Genomic DNA, 19048 nt, shown 5'->3' on the forward strand with positions numbered 1-19048 from the left:
GCACCGCCAGGTCGGCCCGTCACGAGTCAGGACACCGGAGCCGGATCCCGAGGCGCCGTCCTGCAGGGCCTGAAATTCTGGATCGCGCTGAGGCTGGGTGAGGGTTTGGCGGGCCGCGAGTAGTCCACGTTCGCGGGAGGAGTCTGTTGTCGGAGTCGGACTTATCATGATGGGAACAAGTGTATGAATGCATAATGGCGCATTCATACGGGTTTTCGATTCGATGGAGGTGCGGGGTGTGGCCTCTGGGTTGAACCCGCTGCGCATCGATGCCCGGCCCCTGCTCCTGCCGCTCGCGCCGCAGGCCGTGCCGGCCGGGTTCCCGTCCCCGGCGCAGGACTACTACGACGGCCCGATCGACCTGACCGAGCAGCTGATCAAGGACAGGGCGGCGACCTTCATCGTCCGGGTCGTGGCGGACTCGATGGAGGGGGCCGGGGTCTGCGACGGCGATGAGCTCATCGTCGACCGGTCCCTGGAGCCGCGGCACGGGGACGTGGTCGTGGCCGTGCTGGACGGCGAGCTGACCGTCAAGCGGCTCTGGCTCACTGCCCGCGGGGTCGTCCTGCACGCAGAGAACCCGAGGTACCCCGACATCGTCGTCCCCGAACTGACCGAGTTCCTGGTCTGGGGGTCGCAACCTACGGAACACGGCACCTCCGGGACGGCGGCCGCCGTGCGGGCTGAACCCATGCACGAACTCGTCGCCCACGTGGACGTGAACTCGGCGTACGCGTCCTTCGAGCGGGTCTTCGACCCCTCCCTGGAGCACAGGCCGCTGGTGGTGCTGTCGAACAACGACGGCTGCGTCGTCACCGCCTCGAAGGAGGCCAAGGCCCTCGGGGTCGAGGTCGGAGAGCCGTGGTTCAAGCTGGCACCGCTCGCACCGTCCACGGGGCTGGTCTCCCGGTCGTCGAACTACGAGCTGTACGGGGACCTGAGCCGGAGGGCCATGGAGGTCATCGCCCGGTTCGGGCCCTGGCTTGAGGTCTACTCCATCGACGAGGCCTTCCTGGGCCTGGGGCCCCGGGCCGCAGCCGGGGACCTCGCCGCCCTCGGGAGGCAGATCCGCGGCACGCTCCGCCGGCTCGTGGGCGTCCCGGTCTGCGTCGGCATCGCTCCCACCAAGACCCTGGCCAAGCTTGCGAACAAGACAGCGAAGAAGATCCCTGCCTTCGACGGCGTCTGCGTCTGGGAGGCCACCCACCCGCAGTGGCGGGCCAAGCTGCTGTCCCAGCTGCCCGTCTCGGAGGTGTGGGGCATCGCCGGCCGCCTAGAGAAGCGCCTCGCCGCCCTGGGGATCTCCTCGATCGCAGACCTGGCAGCAGCCGACCCCGTGATGATCCGCGACAGGTTCAACGTCGTCGTCATGCGCACCGTCCTCGAGCTGAACCGCATCCCCTGCATCCCCCTCGAGGAGGCCCGCCAGGGCAAGGAGCAGCTGATCGTCTCCCGCTCCTTCTCCACCCCCGTCACCACCCGGGCAGAGATGCGCCAGGTCCTGACCGTCTACGCCCAGCAGAGCTCCGCCCGCCTCGAGCGCCACCACCAGGCCGCCAAGCTCCTGACCGCCTTCGCCGACACCAGCCACTACGCCCAGGACCACTCCTTCCCGACAGTCCTCGTGCCCCTGCCAGCGCCCACCACCGACCCGGTCGTGCTCGCCAGGGCCGCCCAGAAGCTCCTCCCACGGCTGGAGGAGGGCACCGGGTACGCGAGGGCCGGGATCCTGCTCGCCGACCTCCGACCCGCCACCGGGCAGCAGGCCCTGGAGCCCTTCCGCTACCGGCACGAGGAACAGGGCATCGCCACCCTCCTCGACCAGGTCCACCAGAAGGTCGGGAAGGAGTACCTGGGCCTGGGGCACGCCGGGCTCCGCCCCGGCCCCCAGTGGCGGATGAAACGCGAAATGCTCTCACCCAGGGCCACCACCCACTGGGACGAGCTCGCCATCGTCAAAGCCAGCTGAACCACCGGGAGAGTAAAGACCGAAATCGAGTACAGGCAAGTGTCGCCACGAGCCTGTTCGGGTTGGAAGAGTGAAGGGACACGGAAAGAGAACAGTTCGGAGGGGAACGAAATGTCCTATCACTCGCCTGCGCCGTATGGCCAGCACTATGAGGAAACCCACTTCTACGAGCAGGACCGGCGGAGGATGGAAGGCGGCAAGCACGCCCAGAATGGCCTGATCCTTGGCATTGTCGGCGCCTTCTTCGCCGTGATGATCGGCTGGGTCCCCTTCATCGGCCTGCTCGGTGTAGGTGTCGGCGTCGGATGCGGCATCCCGGCCATCCTTCAGGGGAAGAAGGCCGAGGTTTACAACGTCAGCGGCCGCCCCGGAGTAATCCTCGGCTGGGTCTCCATCGTGGCGGCGATCGCCTGGACGACGATCTACCTCATCATCATCGTCCTCGGCGCTGTGGGGAGCAGTGTTAACCACGGAGGCCAGTGACGATGTCGCTGCCGTCCTTGCATCTGCCCCGACCCTTGGCTGCAGTCGCTAGGGGAGCCACTCCATGGCACGGATAGCAATACACCGGCAGGGGATGGAACTCGCCGAACGCATGGAACTGCTCATCCACAATGCCACAGGAGTGTTCACAACATTCCGCTTCACCAGAGACGAATGGGTCATCACAGCCGTCCTCTCCGGAGGGTATCGACTTGCCCTGACCCGCGCCAAACGCCATCTGGCGGGTGACGAGGTGACGATGGCGGAGAAGATGATCGAAACCCTCCACGCACTGGGGTACCGGAAAGCGGACTGAGGATCGAGCGCGAGGGAAGCTCCTACTCGCGCTTGCCGGTGCGGGTCTACCGTGAAGGCATGACAGCCGGGAGAGCGCACTCCCTGGGCGGGTCCTTCGATCTGGCCCTTGCCAAGGCCGTGCCCGCGATCCCCAACCAGCCCGGGCTCGGCCTCGAGCCCAAGCTCGACGGTTTCCGGGCGGCGATCGTCGTAGAGGACGGAGGCGTGCGCGTCTGGAGCCGCAACGGCACCGACCTCACGCCCCGATTCCCGGAGCTCGAACGGGGCGCGGGGCTGCTCATCCCGGAGGGCTGTGTGTGGTCGACGGCGAGATCGTGTCCTCGTCGCAGGAGCGGATAGACTTCTATGCCCTCCAGCGCCGGGTGGGCGCCGGGCCCGCGCTGGCGCGGCGGCTGGCCGCCGAGCAGCCGGCCAGCTTCATCGCCTTCGACATCCTCGCGGTCCTCGGCCGCGACGTGCGGCCCCGGCCCCTGTCAGAGCGTCGGGCACTCTGAGAGGAGCTCGCGGCAGGGTTCGAGGCTCCACTGGAACTGTGCCCGTCCACCTTCGACCCTGCCGCCGCACGACAGTGGTGGGACGACCCCGACCAGCGCGGGTTCGAAGGGCTTTTCGCCAAGCCCGACGCGCCGTACAAGGCGGGCCGGATCTGGTTCAAGTCCAAGCGCAGGTCGGAGGCGGACGCCGTCTGCGGCGCCGTGGTCGGAAGCCGCACCAGACCCGACCAGCTGGTACTGGGACTCTACGACGCCGCCGGCGAGCTGCGCTTCGCCGGCCGAACCGCGCCCCTCACGCCGGCACAGGCTGCGAGAGCGGCCCCGTTCCTCCACGCACCGGTGGGGGAGCACCCCTGGCCCGAGGAAGTCCCGACGACCGCGTTGGACCGGTTCGCCCGGGACCGCGGGCCGGTGCGGCTGACGCTCGTCGAGCCCGTCGCGGTGGAGGTCTCCGCAGACGCCGCACGCACCGGGAGAGCGTTCAGGCACTCAACGCGTCTGCAGCGCTTCCGGCCCGACCTCGACCCGCGCTCCATCACATCCGTGCCCCGCTAGCGCCTCGGCGCAGGCCCAGCCCTTCGACTGTGCCATTCACGAAGATCGAATCCATGACCCGATCTCGGGCCGCTCTGGGGAGTCCCCGGCCTTAGAGACCGGCGCGCCAGATTACGATCCCCTCCTCAGGCTCAGGTGCTAGTGGTGCTCCGAGAAATCACCGATCGGTCCGGCCTCGGCCAGGCCATCGCTCTGCCAGAGCGCGTGGCAGATGGTCACGCCGGCCTTCCGCTCAAGGAGCCATCACCGGACAGCGGTAAGGAGCGAGCTTGTCGAAGCCCGCTGCGCAGAAAGTGCGAACAAGTAACGCGGTAGACCTGGCCCGCCCCAGCTCGTTCTTCGCCGCGAAACCGCGGAGCTGCACACGATCACCTTCGGTTGCACGGTCGACGTGACCGCCAACGTGACCGGACGCTTCAAGGTGACCCAGATCTTCGAAGGCTAGACAGACGCAGGTTCGGGAAGGACCTTGGGGGTCACGTCTTGTAGCACGGCGTCGTACATGTCCATTAGTATCCGGGTATCCGCTCAACTCGTAGGGGGAAGTCTTGAAGAGAACCATGTCCGTCGCTGCCGTGGCTGCGTGCCTCAGCCTCGCCGCGTGCGGCGGCAGCAGCAGCGCCAGCGAAGAGAAGACACAGAGCGGCCCGTCGACCTTCGTCGCCAAAGGCACGGTCACAGTAGTGGGCAGTGGTGTCACCGGGGACAACATCAAGTGCCACGGCTATAGGGGCTACGACGATATGCAGGAGGGAGCTCAAGTCAAGGTCGCCGTCGACGGGAAGACGGTAGGCATAGGGAGCCTGAAATCGGGCACATCGTCCGATGGTGGCTACTCGTGCAAATTCGGCTTCGAGGTCCGCGACGTTCCCAGCGGGAACAAGTTCTACAGCGTGACGGTGACTCACCGTGGCAGCATCGACTACAAGGAAGACGAGCTAAAGAGTGGCGTGAGCCTTCAACTCGGCAGCTGAACCGGGCGAGACTCCTGGGCTCCAAGTAGACCCCGCCTCCGCGAGGAGGGGGGTCTGTCTATACAGTGGCCTTATGTTGCAAGGCTGATTGCCTCACTCTCCTGGTCCCCGTCGTGACTGGCATCTTCGCGCTCGGCGGATTGCTTTGGGACCCGCCTCGGCAAGGCGACAGAGCATCAGCAGTGGCTCCGGAACCAGAAGCGGGAGGCTTACCTAAGCTTGCTCAATGAAGCACGGATCATCCTCGACGAGGCGCGCCTGACCGCACGCCATGGCCCGGAGCGCGTCGAGTGGGTCAATCAGCGAGTCGTAGCCATCTGCCCCACAACGATCAAGATGTTGGCCCCAGAGTATGTGAGCAAGCTGGACTCCACGGTCCACAGACGGTTGCTGTGGCTCAGCCTCAATCTCAACAATGACGGATTCAGCCGATCTGACGAGTATCCGAGTATGGGGCGCGCTGTCCGCTTTTTCGGCCCTGGGAGGGGGCAGCCGTGTGGTCCATCTCTACTGCGCTACAGCCTAATGGGTTGCGCAGGAGGAGCGGCTGTCGCCGAGTGCATCTGCGCGTCGGGTATGGCCTACTGCAGAACGAACTCCTGCAGGTTCCCCTGTTTGTCGCGGTAGAGTTACCCGCCCCACAAGACAGATATTTGTCGGTGGGCAGTCGACGCACGATCCACCTGACTTTGTGGTAGACCGCCATTGGAGTCGGCGAGTGCGGCATTAAACTCAGCCAGCGCGTTGACGTGTTCCCTTAACGGCTCGGCAACCCTATCTTTGAGCGCCGCAAGTGTCTTGCTCTGACTCCGCAGGTTGGACTTCATGGAACTCGAGTGGGCTCGGGCCGCGGTATCGGGGTTTCCGCGGCGATGACCTGGCGACACGACTCTGAAAGCGAGAGCTTCGGTTCGGGGACGCAGGCTGACAGCAAAAGAGCCAAACAAAACAGCGTGAGCGCGACATGCAGAAGGATACGTTTTGACTGACCCCCCTAAGCATGCCGCGATGCTATCACCCGGATATACGGCCGGGGGCGGCCGGACTTGGCGAAGATGCCCTGCGGAGATCGCCTAGTCTCCCGCGAACGGTGCCAAACCTAGGAACCAGGTGTCTGCCCCGTGAGGATCCTCCAGGTGGAGGCAGATGCGGCCACCTACCGCTGACGATCGCCCCCGCATAGCGCGCACATCCACAATTCTCGACAGAGCCGCCGGCGGGCTGGTGGAGGGGGCGGGCGTCCCGTCAAAGGAACCTTTCGTAGACCGGGGCCGCAGCGCTCAGCCGCCGGTTCACAGAGACGGGGCCATTCCGTGGACAGGGACTGGCGACCACACCCATGGACAGGGGCTCATGCCGGGCTGGGGGCAGCCGCCCTCTTCAGGCGTTTTCGGTTCCAACCCCAGATCGGACCCTCGGGCATGCCGCTCGCAGATTACGACCGCAGCATTCGCGACGAGCACACATGTCGGTCCTGCCCCAGCTCACGCATCGATGGCTCCGGTGGCAAGAGCCGCGTCGACTGCTGCTCGCAACCGTGCACCTGTATCGAAGAACCAGTCGATGTAGTCGTCAAACGCGTCCCCGTTGGTCACTTCTCCGACGCTGTAGTCTGCGATGCGACAGGCCCTGCGGTTAGGCAGGTCTTCCCAAGTCAGCGGCGCACCGTACACTTCTTCGATCAGGCCCTTGTTGGCAGCGAGGCATTCAAAGAGTTTCTGGACCTGTTCAGCGTCTACGGAGTCGAGATAGAGCTCGGAGCGGAGCTTTCCTCCTTGGGCGAACGAGGCCGAGTAGTAGGAGAGCCCCTTGAACGGGCAGGGCATTGAGAACCAGTTCGCTGCCTGGGGCTTTCGAGCTTTCGACCATCCCGGTCGCTCAACACTCAAACGCTCGAGGAACCTTGTCCAGAAGGCCACGTAGAGCGGCAACCTCCCCGCCTGCGCAGACGATGTCTTCGCGTCCTTTGAGACTGTGGCATGCCAATCGTTTGGCTGTGCGCGAAGCTCGAACAGCGGGGCCGGAGGCGAGTCGGCAATGCGCACCGCGCCAACCTGGACGCCGAAAAACCTGACATCACCGGCAGCCAAGTCGTTGAGGAAGTCCAGTGCCTGCCGATGTTCGTCCCTGAAGTTCGTGGCAAGCCAGACTATGGTCTGTGCCTCGGTTCCCGCGGCGTAAGTTACCAACTGCCCGAGGTGACCGTGATCCGTACCGGTCAACTGGTTCTCCACGATGAGTACGCAGTTGTTTGTGAGGTCTCGGCCGATAAGGTCGAGAGCAAAGCCTCCCACCGGGTGCTCGGCTTCCGTTAACTCGAGATCGATCCCAAGGACCTCCGCGAGCGTCTCGGCGTCACTGAGCAGCCACGGCGTGAAGTCGGAGGCTTCGCGCGGCCACACGGTGCGCGGATCGAGTTTCTCTAGTTGTCCCAAGGGTTGCACCGTCTCAGACCCCTCCCGCTGCCGACTTGCCGATGGATCACAATAAGCACGCGCCGTCACTCGTTGTATAGGCGGTGGCACTACGGCGCCGCCAGCACCAAGGTCCGGTGTTCGAAGTCATGCGTACGGGGCCGTTGTTGATGTTGAGGAGCGCAAGGCCGGACCGGCGTGCCCCTTAGCTACTCAGTGGAGGCCGCCACCCGGCTGCAGCACCACGAATTTCAAGGCAAGAGAACTACAAACTCACCGCCGACCACGTGCCTTCATGGTTGTTCCGTCATCCCCTCATCGTGCATCTTGATGGGCGGCTCGGCTAACGGTCGGTGCGGGCCTGGCCCATGGTCGTCGTGGTGGGCGATCACTCGCGGCTCTCAGGAGCGATACGCCAGAAGCCCCTCACTGTAGTACCGCACCTTTGCCTGACCCAGCTCGTCGGCAATTCGACTCGCCAGGTGCAACCTCCGATCGTCGAGGGCGTCCATGAGCTCCGCTGTCGCTTTCCGTTCGGCTAAGTCCATCGAAACGGCTGTTCGATAGTCGTCGTTCCAACGAAGGATCTCGGCCTTCGTCTGTGGCACGCGAATTGGAGGACCTTTGGTCCCGCAGCCTCCGGGGTAAGGGCGCATCATTCGGTGCGCTGTATGACACGCACAGGGATCTGGTGTTCAATCACGCGTATCGGCTCTGCGGGAACCACCACAACGCCGAGGACATGATGGCCTCGGCGTTTCTGGAGCGGTGGCGGCGCCGGAAGGACGTCCGGGTGGTGGAGGGGGCCTGTCCTGCCGTGGCTGCCACAGCCGGGCGCTCCGGCGGTACCGGAAGCTGCTCGCCTCCCTACCCCGGCTCCGAGGACCTCTCGGAAAGCGTGGCGGAGGATGCCCCCTCGGGTTGCAGGCGGCAGCTCGATCATGAGCTGGCCCCGGCTCTGGGGGGCACTGAAAGCCCCCGACATGCACCTAGTGAGCCTGGTCGTCTTCGAGGAGCACACGCTCTCCGCCGCGGCCTCGGCCCTGAAGATCAGCCCGGCGGCGGCCAAGAGCCGGGGGCCTCCCTCCCGACGCCCGCCCACACGGGGTCCCTGTCGTCGTCGCCGCGGTCTTGGAAGGAGGAGGACTATGAGCAAGGCTGAGGTCGTCGACCGGTTCAGTGCCGCGCAGCGCGAGGAGCTCGTCGCCCGCGCCCAGCACCAAGCGTCATCGTGGAGCACGAGGCCTGTGGATCTGCGGCGGGGCTCTGGCCCCTGGGGCAGGGCTCGCCGGCGGCGCGACCATTGCCGGGATCGCGGCCTCGCAACACAGAAGGGTCTCCAAGGCTTCGGACATTGTCCCGGCCATGGCTGGCCCTCAGCAGCCGTCAGATAGACGGTCAACGTTTGGAAAGACGGGGATAGACCACCTTGGGAGTTCCCGTTATCTCGGCGAGGGAACCACCCTGCGCTACCACGCCGCTTCCAAGGGAAGCGATCGGATCTGTTTGATCCCTGCCGGCCCAGATGACACATCGGAAGGGTCCATGGGTTGCGCGCGGGTCAAGGGGTTCGAGGCCTTCGGGCTGCGGACCCGGGATCCCGGTACCGGACAAGAGGCCTGGCTGATCATGCCCCACAGTAGCCAAGTCTTCCTCGTCAAAGAAGCAATCGGCCAGTAGCCACAGCGTGCGAGTGGTAAGGGATGCTCTTTCGGGCAATAGACTGTCGGACCGGTTCCCTCTCCCAGGCTAATCGAGGATCGTGTAGCCCTCGTCTGATGCGATGAAGCCTTCGACTGGTGGGATGCTGCGGTCCATGGTAGCCCGGCAGGTCCCGCTGCGCGAGCAATCGGAAAGTTGTTGGTGAATCCGTGTGTCCTCATGTCGGCTGCAGGTGACGCGGGCACGTCCTTGTTCGGGCAAGTGCCCGAGAACCTCCTACCGTCGAATCCTTCGTAGGTGACGTCGAAGTCGTCGGGCCTGGCAAGCTCGTCTCTGGCCGGATGTACCTTGGAGACTTCGGGGAGAGCCACGACCTCCAAGGAGCGGATCTGGGGTGTTGCCTTCAGGAGCAGGGAGGCCCAAACAATCTTGGGCCTGCTGCCCGAGTAGCAGTATGACCTTGGGTGGCGAGAGGGGCGCATATTGAGCATCTCCGCAAGGTAGGGTGCGGCCCTCCGTGCCTCGCTGGCCAGAGATCGCTGGCCAAAGGCCGGGTTCTCGATCCAGCCAGGGCACAACGTTCCAACGAAGGGACCACGTGAAGTGAAGTTGGGCCTCCTCGGCGGCGAGGGAGCTGTGGTTGGCCGTGAAGTCGTTGCTGTCTCGGCTGATGAAGCCGGCCCCTGTCTGCGCTTCCTCCGAGGGGTTCTGGAGCAGTACCAAGGAGTCGGCACCGGCTGTAGGGCACGAGGGTCGAAAATGCGCCACACTCTCGCCGGCCCGACGAAGAATCTCATCTACCCATTTGTTCAGCGCCCCCACAGTCCCTTGTAGCGGGATGCGCGCCGAGACTCGACCACGTGGGGGAGGTGGTGCTGGCTCACGAGAGCCCCCGCCTATAGGCCCACTTGTTCCGGATCGCGGTGGATCCGACACGCCTGTTGTTCACGTTGTGCACCACTCGGTTCCGTATGGCCTACCGAATGTACTTTGCTCGGTTTGGTGACCACAGGTCGCATTACGTTTCCTATGAGGCGGCGGAGGGTGACGGCAAGGCGAAGGCGCGTAAGCGTGTTCAAGGCAGCTAACAGACTTTGGTCGCGGCTAGATTCAGTTCATGGACGATATTTGTGAGATTGACGTCGACTACAACTTCTTCGATGACACCCCGGCGGGTAAGGACCCCGACAGTCACAGCCCCACACTCCGGCGATACCACAAACTCCTATGGAGCAAGCCCCTCCCTGACGGGCGGCCGTTCGAGCTTCACTCAGGGCTCTCTCTCGCGCCGTATCTTGTGTATAAATCGGGCGACACCAGAATTGTTCTCGGAAGCGACACAATTGCGACGCGGCATCGGAGAAAGCTGCATCACCTGTTCACGCAGCTCTCAGACGAGGTCAATGATGCGTTCCTGCGACGCTCATATACGATCTGCGGTTTCATGATCTTCCCAGTCTCGCAGGGCAGTCTCAACCAGAATCGGGGAAAGCATCGGCGGATCCTAGACCGATGGGACTTGACCCTCGAAGTGATCCGGCGCTTTTACGAGGGTGGCACAAGTCCCTTGAGCACCACGATGGATCGTTATGCCAACTTCTTCGAGCTCTTCGGCTCCTTCGACGGATATATCGATCATTTCATTCTCCGTGACTTCGTGGACGAGCACGGTGCCGTGCGCTTCTTGCTCCCCTTCAACGACTTCGAACCACCGGTGCTGCCCTCCGACCTGCCAACCTATAAGCGTTACCGCCGGGACAGTCTGAAACTCTTTAAGGCACGCCGCCGCAGCATCCTCGACGAGATCAAGCGCCGCTGCGTGCTCGACTGACCATCGTGGACCAAGTTGCTTGGCAATTCACAGAGTTAGAGAGGATGAGAGTGATAAAAGGAGGAGTTCGACCCCTACCTCATTGACCTTCCAAGGCTCCGTTCACGGCGATCAGCTCAGCTTGTCGGAGAACCAGCTCGATCGCCTTTTCCTCGTGGTCGGGTGGGTAGTCGAACTTCGCAAGTAGACGACGGACTTTGGAGCGCATTGCGGCCCGGACCGAATGCTTGAGAGACCAGTCGATCGTGGCACTCTTCTGCACGGCGTGCACGAGATTAACCGCAATCTTCTTGAGCGTGTCGTCGCCCATTTGAAGGACGGCGAGGTCGTTCTGAACGATGGCGTCGTAGAAGGCTGCCTCGGCTACGGAGAGGCCGAGCTTGTTGTGCCGGTCGTTCTGGTCCCGCATCTCCTTGGCGAGCTTTACGAGCTCTGCGACGATTTCGGCCGTCGTCAATGCTCGGTTGGTGTAGCGGTTGATTGCCTCATCCAGTTGCTCGGAGAACTTCCGTGCTTGGACGATGTTAGTGCGCTGGACTGTCCGGATCTGGTCGTTGATGAGTCTGCGGAGGAGTCCCATCTGGAGGTTGGGCTTCTCCTTGCCGGCTAGGCTGTCGAGGAACTCGTCGGACAGGATCGACAGTTCCGGCGTCTCGATCCCGGCGAGCTTGTAGATGTCTACCACCTCGTCGGCGGTCACGGCTTCGTTGACGAGCTGTCCGATCGCGGTGTCCATCTCGACGGCGCCGCTGCCGCCATGCCCGGAGTCCGGGTTCTGGATCTTCAGGATCGCCGCGCGGACGTCCGTGAACATGCGCACATCGTTGCGGATCCCCGCTGCCTCGTCCCGGGCGCCGCAGAGCGCGAAGGCCTTGGCCAGGGCGAGCACCTGGTCGAGGTATCGGGCGGTGCGGTCCGGGTCGCCCATGACGAAGTCGAGGACCAGCGCGTGCTGGGCGAGACGTGCCGCGGGAGTCAGATTGGGCGAGGCGTCGTAGGTGCAGTCGTGGAGGAGTCCGCGCACGATGTCGTGCTTCTCCAGCATCTGCGAGACGATCTCTTCGATCGGCACGCCGGTCTGGTCTCGGTCGCTCGGGGAGTATTCGGCGAGGGCCTTGCGAAGGTTGGTTGCGACACCGATGTAATCGACGATCAGGCCGCCTGGCTTGTCCCGGAAGGTGCGGTTGACCCGGGCGATGGCCTGCATGAGGCCGGCCCCCTGCATAGGCTTGTCGACGTACATGGTGTGCATCGCAGGCGCGTCGAAGCCGGTGAGCCACATGTCGCGGACGATGACGATCTCGAGCGGATCGTTGGGGTCCTTGGCCCTTAGCTTCAGGTCTTTGCGGGTTTTCTTATCGTAGATATGGGGCTGGAATGCCTGCGGGTCGGCGGCGGAGCCGGTCATGATGACCTTGATCGTCCCCGTCATCGGATCGTCGCTGTGCCACTCGGGTTTGAGCTTGACGATTTTGCTGTAGAGGTCGACGGCGATACGGCGCGACATCGCGACGATCATGGCCTTCCCGAGCATCTCGGCCCGGCGCTTCTCCCAGTGGTCGACAATGTCACCCGCGATCAAATCAAGACGGTCGTTCGCGCCTACGACCGCCTCCACGCGCGCCCATTTGGACTTGGCGCGCGTGGCCTCGTCTTCCTCAGCGGTCTCGGTGATTTCGTCAGCTAGTCCGTCGATCGCCGCATGCACATCAGGATCCAGCGACACCTTCGCGAGCCGGGACTCGTAGAAAATCCGGACAGTCGCACCATCCGTGACAGCACGAGTGAGGTCGTAGACGTCGATATAGTCCCCGAACACTGCGCGCGTCGACTTGTCGTTCGACTCGATCGGAGTGCCCGTGAATCCGAGGTAGGTGGCGTTGGGAATGGCGTCGCGCATGTATTTGGCGAGTCCAGACTTCAACTGTCCGGTGCGCGCGTCGAGCGACTCTCTGAATCCGTACTGCGAGCGGTGCGCCTCGTCGGCCACCACCACGATGTTCCGCCGATCAGTCAGCACGGGGTTTGTGTCCCCGCCGGGCTCCGGGGCAAACTTCTGTAATGTCGTGAAGACGATTCCGCCCGAGGCACGTCTAAGCAGACCGCGGAGATCTGTTCGGGAGTCGGCCTGGATGGGCTTCTCCGGCAGAATCTCGGCCGGTGCGAACACCTCGCCGAAGAGCTGATCGTCTAGATCGTTGCGATCGGTGATGAACACGAGGGTCGGGTTGCCCATTCGGGCATCGCGTATGATCTTTGCTGCATAGAGCAGCATCTCGATTGACTTGCCGCTGCCTTGGGTGTGCCACACGACACCGCCTCGTCGGTCGCCGTCAGGCCCAGCTGCTTCCACAGTCGATTCGACAGCGGAATTGACGGCCCAGTACTGGTGGTACTTTGCGACGCGCTTCACGAGCCCCTTGGACTCGTCGCTGAAGACAATGAAGTTCTGAAGGATATCGAGGAACCGCTCCTGGTCGAAGACGCCCTTGACCAGCACCTCGATCGCGGGCAGGTTCGTTACCACCTCGCGGCCATCGATCGTCTTCCATGGCGCATAGTGTTCGAAGCCGCCCGTAAAGGACGACATCGCCGCGCTGAGCCCGTCACTGATCACTGTCACGGCGTTCGGCGTTAGTAGGGACGGGATGTCGTGGCGGTAGGTCTGAATCTGGTTCCAGGCGCCCTTGAGTGTTGCGTGCTCGTCGGCGAGGTTCTTCAGCTCCAACAGGCCGAGCGGGATGCCGTTGAGGAAGATCACGACATCCGGTCGCCGGTTCTTGCCGTTCTCGATCACCGTGAATTGGTTCACGGCGAGCCAGTCGTTGCTTGCAGCGTTCTCGAAGTCGATGAGGCGGACACGAGTTGTACGGACGGCACCATCAGAGCCTCGATGCTCCACTGGGACGCCCTCGGTCAGTAGCTTGTGTAGCCGGAGGTTTTCCGCGATTGCGTTCTGCGACTCCGCTCGGCCGAGGCGCTTGATCGCTTCCTCAACAACGGTCGTGTCGAGGCCACGGTTGAGCCGAATGGCTGCAGCGTGCAGTCGATCGAACAGGTACACCTGCTCGTACGACGAACGCTCAGGCGCAGGTGCTTCTGGCGCGATGTCCGGACCGAAGGCTATCGTGTAGCCGACCTCGCGCAGGTATTGAAGAACCGCGAGCTCGACAGTCGATTCGTTCAGGACAGTCACGCGAAGGCCTCCTCTACTGCCCGCTCAGCTTCTGGCACGCGGAGACGCCCGGAAAGCAACTCAGGAAGGAGGACGTCACGAAGAGAGACAAGCTTCAACACTTCCTGCTCTGAGAGCAAGAGGCGCTGCCAAAGCGGTCCGAGATCCGCATCGAGTTGTCTGATCGCGTCGCTGGTAGGTAGATCAACAAAGGTCGAGTCCAGATGGCCACGCTGGATATGCCCCATGGTCGTCGCCTTGTCCTTCGCGATCGCTTGGAAGATCTCGATCACCGCCTCCACTCGATCAAAGACTAGCCATGCCGGGTAGCCGCTCGGGATCACTCTGAAAATGTGCTGGTTGACAATCGCCTCGTCGCGAGCCCATCGGTAAACTCCGAGCGAGCCTGACCACGACATTAAGATGTCGCCAGGACGAGCTGTCTTTTCTTCGGGGACATCAAGGTCGTTGTAAACCGTCGATGGCCCCGGGCCGGAATTGAGGTCAGCGATCCGAATGACCATGCGACCAGTACCGGTTGCATCCTTGGTGTAAGCACCGCCATTGACGAACCTCGCCATGCTAGAGGCAGGGACAGACTCTTTCCTTAACTCAAGCGAGGCATTGACCCTCGCGCGGATCAGCTCTGGAATGAGACCGATCAGACGTTGGTTCGACTTGATCTTGTCGTCAAGCGCGGCGAGTGTCGCGGCAATCCCTTGCTGCTCGCTCAATGGCGGTACATCGATCGCAACGTGAGCAATGTAGTTCCGGTTGAGCATAGGCTGGACGCTGCCGGAGTTGTAGGCACTTAGGTCGGTCGCGAGGAACCAGTAGTAAGCGAATCTCATGTCGTTGCCAAAGAGATTCTTCGCGTAGAGGACAGTATTCAAAGGCCAGTAGTCCTCATCCGACCAGGTGGGCCGCCCGATATTTGTCGCTCGACCGACTACGAAGCCTGGCCCCTTCACAGGCGCTTCGTCATGCCAGCCCGAGGATTCACCTGACGACAACACCCTGAACGGGCCAGGACGCCGCTTGGTTTTCGGAAGGTCAAACCCACGTTGAAGGAGGATGAAGTCCGAAAGCGATCGCCGACGCCAAGCGCGGGGAAGACTCGTCATCTGAGACCTCCAAGCCGCTCTCGCACCTCGTCCTCGAGCTCTCGGCCGCGGTCGAACTCGGCATACAACTCACTTGTGAGCCGTTCAATCTTGTCGCGGATTGGTTCCGAGTCGGCCTTGGCTTCCTGAGTCCCGACGTAGCGGCCGGGCGTGAGCACGAAGTCGTGCTGCTTGATCTCGTCCATGCTCGCCGCTTTCACGAAGCCGGGCACGTCCTGGTAGCCGCCGTCGTGGTTGCGCCACGCGTGGTATGCAGCGGCGATTTTCGCGATGTCCCGATCGTCGTCAAGGACCCGCAAGCGACGGGTTTCCATAACACCGAGCTTGCGGGCGTCAATGAAGAGAACTTCGTCCTGACGCTCACGGTGCCCGTTGCCGTGTCGCTCCTTAGAGACAATCCATAAGCTAACTGGGATCCCGGTGTTGAAGAAGAGCTTGTCCGGCATGGCGACGACGCAATCCACAAGCTTGGCCTCGACCAGCTTCCGGCGGATCTCGCCCTCGCCTCCGGTCTTTGAGGACAAGGATCCGTTCGCGAGAACAAACCCGGCTGTTCCCTTCGGGCTGAGGTGGTGGATGAAGTGCTGTACCCAGGCGAAGTTGGCATTGCCCTCGGGAGGGGTGCCGTATTTCCAGCGGGGGTCGTCAGCGAGCTTGCCGTTCCACCAGTTCGAGACGTTGAACGGTGGGTTGGCGAGGATGAAGTCCGCCCGCAGGTCGGGGTGGAGGTCCTGTGTGAAGGAGTCGGCTGAGCGGTCGCCGAGGTCTGCCTCGATGCCTCGGAGCGCGAGGTTCATCTTGGCGAGCTTCCAGGTAGTGTCGGTGTACTCCTGCCCATAGACCGAAATGTCTGTTCGTTCGCCGCCGTGGGCCTTCACGAACTCCGCCGACTGGACGAACATACCGCCCGATCCACAGGCCGGGTCGTAGACACGACCGTGGAACGGTTCGAGCATCTCTACGAGGGTCTTGACCACGCTGCGGGGCGTGTAGAACGCTCCAGCATCCTTTCCGGACTCCTTGCCGGCGAACTGGCCGAGGAAGTATTCGTAGACGCGGCCCAAGACATCGTCGGAGCCGTGGTCGTCGCTCTCGGTGAACCCAATCGACCCGATCAGGTCAACGAGTTGGCCGAGGCGCCCCTTATCCAGGCCCTCGCGCCCATAGTTACGCGGGAGCACACCCCGGATGGTGGGGTTCTCTTTCTCGATCAGGTCCATCGCCTGGTCGATCTGCTGCCCAATGTCGGGCAGCTTGGCGATGCCCTGCAGGTATCCCCACCGTGCCAGCTCGGGCACCCAGAAGACGTTGTGGCTGGCGTACTCGTCGCGATCCTCGAGGAATACTGCGCGGCGAGTCTCGTTTGGGATGTAGTCGTCCGAGTCCGGATCGCTCAGGGACGCTTCGATTGTTCGGCGGCGTTCCTCGAAGCGGTCAGAGATGTATTTCAGGAAGACTAGGCCGAGGACGACATGCTTGTACTCGGAGGGCTCCTGGTTCCCCCGGAGAGCATCGGCGGCGTCCCAGAGGCGCTGTTCGAGCGACTTGGCCTTGACTGGAACCTTTCTCGCGAGTCGAGCCATCAGAGTCCCAATCCTCGGTCCCTGGGGCAAGCCCCAGATCGCTGACGTCTGCTTCCCATCTTCCCCTCCACCAATAATGCAAATCCCAGCACCCGCTGAACTCGGGAGCAGCCCGGTCAGGTGCTTCACGATCTTCAGGATGTCATGAGCGCACGGCCTCGCTGATCCATCGGTAGACGTTTGGACATGTCGTGTCAGATGTCTGGTGCCGTGCCCCAGCGCCTGGGGCTGGCCTCTCGGAGCCTGTAGGGACCACATCGTCAGGGGCAGGATGGGCTAGAGGCAGCGTCGACGTTTCTACCGAGCCGCTAGGTAGCTGGTCCGGAACCCGGCGACGCCGGTCCAGCCCGCTTTGAACACCACATCGACTGGGTCACCCGTTCACTCCAGATTCATCGTTTAAGTCCGTTACAGCCCGAGACCACACCCAGGAGGTTCCCGTCACCGTAGTCGGTAGCCATTCCGAGAACACGGTCGGAAGCGTTGGTAGCTCCCGCTCGGTGAGCTCGATGAGTGTTAGACCCCTACGTTGGGCAAGTTGCCTCTTCTGGCGCATCTTCGCCGCATATTTGGGGTCATTAGGCATTCCCCAGAACTCCACGAATGTCAGGTCGTCCAATTTCCAGTCCGCACGTCGGAGCCCGTGGGGATTGAAATCGGGATCTATCGGATAGAAAGGCTCTCGGTCATGCTTGATCCCGTGCTGGTGCAAAAAATCGCACACCGTCTTCTCGCCGAGTGAGAAACATAGGTGCCCGTCTCTGGCCCGGATGAGCGTTCCCCAGCCTAGGCGGAGCCCGCCAGGGAAGAATCCGGCTTCTTCAAGGAGGTACGTCCAAGGGAATTTTCGGCGCCTTATCACGAACCTGAGCATGAGGAGCTTATCGATGACCGGCGCATGGAGGGGAGAGGCTGTGTTGATGTGCAGAGCGTCTAGCTGAGCCTCCAGCATGGGCACCCCGTCAAACTCGAGTTGACCCAGCATTCCCAGAGCTCTGGCCGCGATCGGACGATCCTCGATCATTCCCCGGCACGCGCGTTCGAGGCACTGATGGCAATACGTGAGGGGCTCGACGCAGAGGGCCGACTTGAACGTGAAGCCGCGCTGGCCACACAACCGGCACCGTTTCGATCTAGCCGTTAGGGTATGTGCACCGAACAATTGCTGCCGCGGGGCCACGAAGACCTCGTGTACGCGGAATAGCGACAATGGCTCAGAGTTTATGTCGTCGGCTCGCCATCGCTCAGCCATGATTGCGCCTTCTGAAAGAACGTCGTCAAGCCCGGCAGCCTGCACAGATGCGACGAGCCTACATAGCATGCGCTCGACCGAAGCCTCCTGCTTCTCTACCAGGGAATCTCGAAAGTCCTGATCTCTCATGTCGCGTGGGTGGACCTCATTAACAAGCCCCCAAGGCGCTCTGGGCAAACCTATTTCCCGGACTTCGATACCGGCTCGGGCTGCATAGCAGAGCGTCGCTCCGAGAAGATTGTTATCTTCCACCCAAAGCTTCCGGGTGGACAGGTTGAGTTGTGCGATCAGGACACCGCGCAGGTGGAAGCTCAGAAAGTCAACCTTCCGGTGCGTGTGGATGTTGGGAGCGGTCGTGATCGGCCATTCTTCGGTTAAGGGGATGACCGGTTGCTGGATCACCTCGGCTACGGGGACGCCCGCGGCAGCAAGCAAGGCGGAAACGTTTGGCCGCTCGCGCTCGTCCTTTAGGAACAGATGGCCCCGGTCGACGTCGCCCAAGAAGCGCTTCGACGCGGCGTCGGTTACTCTGAGGTAGCGGAATGGTCCTCTGAAGCTGAGCTCCGTGGATATGGTGATGTTGCTTACGGGTTCGTGGTTCTCGTCAAATGCGCGGAGGTCCGCGTTCGCTACTTCTGTCTTCTGCGTTGGTTGCGAGTGCCGCCACCGGACCCGATCTGGACCAAGAAAATCGTCGATAGCCTTAGCCAACTCGGCGTGACCGGGCAAGGAGAGTGCGATGGCTTTGCTTTCGTAGCCTTCGACCACCAGCCCGGTGCAGGCGATTTCTCCTCCAGCAAAGTCGGCAAGATCGGGGATGAGCCCCATCCCCACTTTCCATAGGTCGGAATCGGGGAGATATCCCAAATGCCGGCTGTCGACGTCTCCGCCAGAGCCTGCCGGTGTCACGACGGCTATCGCGTTGGGGTTGTAATCGTTGTCTGCCCGGTGAACCAGTGCAAGCTCGATCGGAACATGTTCGAGCTGGTGTTCCTCTAGGAACGCAAGCAGTGCAATGTACTGCGGAGTATTCGTCTCGTCGTCACCGCCCCAGCTTGAAAACCGCCAGCGCTCGCCTCCGGGAGGCAGCACAACTGTTCCCGAAGCGGATTGAATTCTGTAGGACGCCACTGCTGATTGACCTCCTGCTCCTGCTTGCCTGGTCGGCCCGCGGCGTACCACCCTGCGAGCTTCGCGTCCTCTCTCCAAATGGC

14 protein-coding genes and 1 pseudogene are annotated in these 19048 nt (G+C 62.6%); 10 read left to right on the forward strand and 5 right to left on the reverse strand.

The features are described from left to right. Positions 1–223: 223 nt before the first annotated feature. The 8 genes and pseudogenes from E5679_RS20705 to E5679_RS01415 all read left to right on the forward strand — a co-directional run. A pseudogene (locus tag E5679_RS20705) lies at positions 224–634 on the forward strand (LexA family protein); the annotation flags it as partial. 57 nt (positions 635–691) lie between these two features. Then, on the forward strand, positions 692–1969 hold the full coding sequence (locus tag E5679_RS01385) for a Y-family DNA polymerase (protein WP_171042219.1): 1278 nt from the start codon (positions 692–694) through the stop codon (positions 1967–1969). Between the two features lie 111 nt (positions 1970–2080). After that, positions 2081–2452: a hypothetical protein gene (locus tag E5679_RS01390; protein WP_138413301.1), complete on the forward strand. Its 372-nt coding sequence runs from the start codon at positions 2081–2083 to the stop codon at positions 2450–2452. A gap of 64 nt (positions 2453–2516) precedes the next feature. Next, entirely contained in the window at positions 2517–2768 is a 252-nt protein-coding gene (locus tag E5679_RS01395; protein ID WP_138413302.1) for a hypothetical protein, read from the forward strand. A gap of 59 nt (positions 2769–2827) precedes the next feature. Next, on the forward strand, positions 2828–3109 hold the full coding sequence (locus E5679_RS01400; RefSeq protein WP_138413303.1) for an ATP-dependent DNA ligase: 282 nt from the start codon (positions 2828–2830) through the stop codon (positions 3107–3109). Beyond that, positions 3085–3264 (forward strand): DNA ligase-like domain-containing protein, encoded by a 180-nt coding sequence (locus tag E5679_RS01405; protein WP_138413304.1) that lies wholly within the window; start codon positions 3085–3087, stop codon positions 3262–3264. The genes E5679_RS01400 and E5679_RS01405 overlap by 25 nt, the downstream gene beginning before the upstream one ends. Before the next feature lie 201 nt (positions 3265–3465). Further along, a complete protein-coding gene (locus E5679_RS01410; protein ID WP_138413305.1) occupies positions 3466–3819 on the forward strand; it encodes a hypothetical protein in 354 nt (117 codons plus the stop codon). Positions 3820–4367: 548 nt separating this feature from the next. Then, positions 4368–4793 carry a hypothetical protein gene (locus E5679_RS01415; RefSeq protein WP_138413306.1) on the forward strand — a complete coding sequence of 142 codons (426 nt, stop codon included), beginning with the start codon at positions 4368–4370 and terminating at the stop codon, positions 4791–4793. Positions 4794–6277: 1484 nt separating this feature from the next. Here the strand turns inward: E5679_RS01415 and E5679_RS01420 are convergent. Beyond that, positions 6278–7228: a DUF4268 domain-containing protein gene (locus E5679_RS01420; RefSeq protein WP_171042199.1), complete on the reverse strand. Its 951-nt coding sequence runs from the start codon at positions 7226–7228 to the stop codon at positions 6278–6280. A 580-nt stretch (positions 7229–7808) separates the two neighbouring features. Here E5679_RS01420 and E5679_RS21535 point away from each other — a divergent pair. Together E5679_RS21535 and E5679_RS01430 are read left to right on the forward strand one after the other, a co-directional pair. Beyond that, the gene (locus E5679_RS21535) at positions 7809–8369 is read left to right on the forward strand and encodes an RNA polymerase sigma factor (protein WP_212746891.1); all 561 of its coding nucleotides are present in this window, start codon (positions 7809–7811) and stop codon (positions 8367–8369) included. Between the two features lie 1617 nt (positions 8370–9986). Next, positions 9987–10700, forward strand: a complete 714-nt coding sequence (locus E5679_RS01430) for a DUF6994 family protein (RefSeq protein ID WP_138413308.1) — start codon at positions 9987–9989, stop codon at positions 10698–10700. Positions 10701–10779: 79 nt separating this feature from the next. On the opposite strand, the gene E5679_RS01435 is transcribed toward E5679_RS01430, so the two are convergent. From E5679_RS01435 to E5679_RS01450, 4 genes are all read right to left on the reverse strand, one after another. After that, entirely contained in the window at positions 10780–13896 is a 3117-nt protein-coding gene (locus tag E5679_RS01435; RefSeq protein WP_138413309.1) for a type I restriction endonuclease subunit R, read from the reverse strand. Further along, positions 13893–14999, reverse strand: a complete 1107-nt coding sequence (locus E5679_RS01440; protein WP_138413310.1) for a restriction endonuclease subunit S — start codon at positions 14997–14999, stop codon at positions 13893–13895. Before E5679_RS01440 ends, E5679_RS01435 begins: the two co-directional genes overlap by 4 nt. Further along, positions 14996–16582, reverse strand: coding sequence for a class I SAM-dependent DNA methyltransferase (locus E5679_RS01445; protein ID WP_138413505.1), 1587 nt, complete (start codon positions 16580–16582; stop codon positions 14996–14998). Before E5679_RS01445 ends, E5679_RS01440 begins: the two co-directional genes overlap by 4 nt. A gap of 373 nt (positions 16583–16955) precedes the next feature. Continuing rightward, the gene (locus E5679_RS01450) at positions 16956–18926 is read right to left on the reverse strand and encodes a hypothetical protein (RefSeq protein WP_138413311.1); all 1971 of its coding nucleotides are present in this window, start codon (positions 18924–18926) and stop codon (positions 16956–16958) included. Positions 18927–19048 lie beyond the last annotated feature (122 nt).

The organism is Sinomonas gamaensis (assembly GCF_005876955.1).
Classification (GTDB): domain Bacteria; phylum Actinomycetota; class Actinomycetes; order Actinomycetales; family Micrococcaceae; genus Sinomonas; species Sinomonas gamaensis.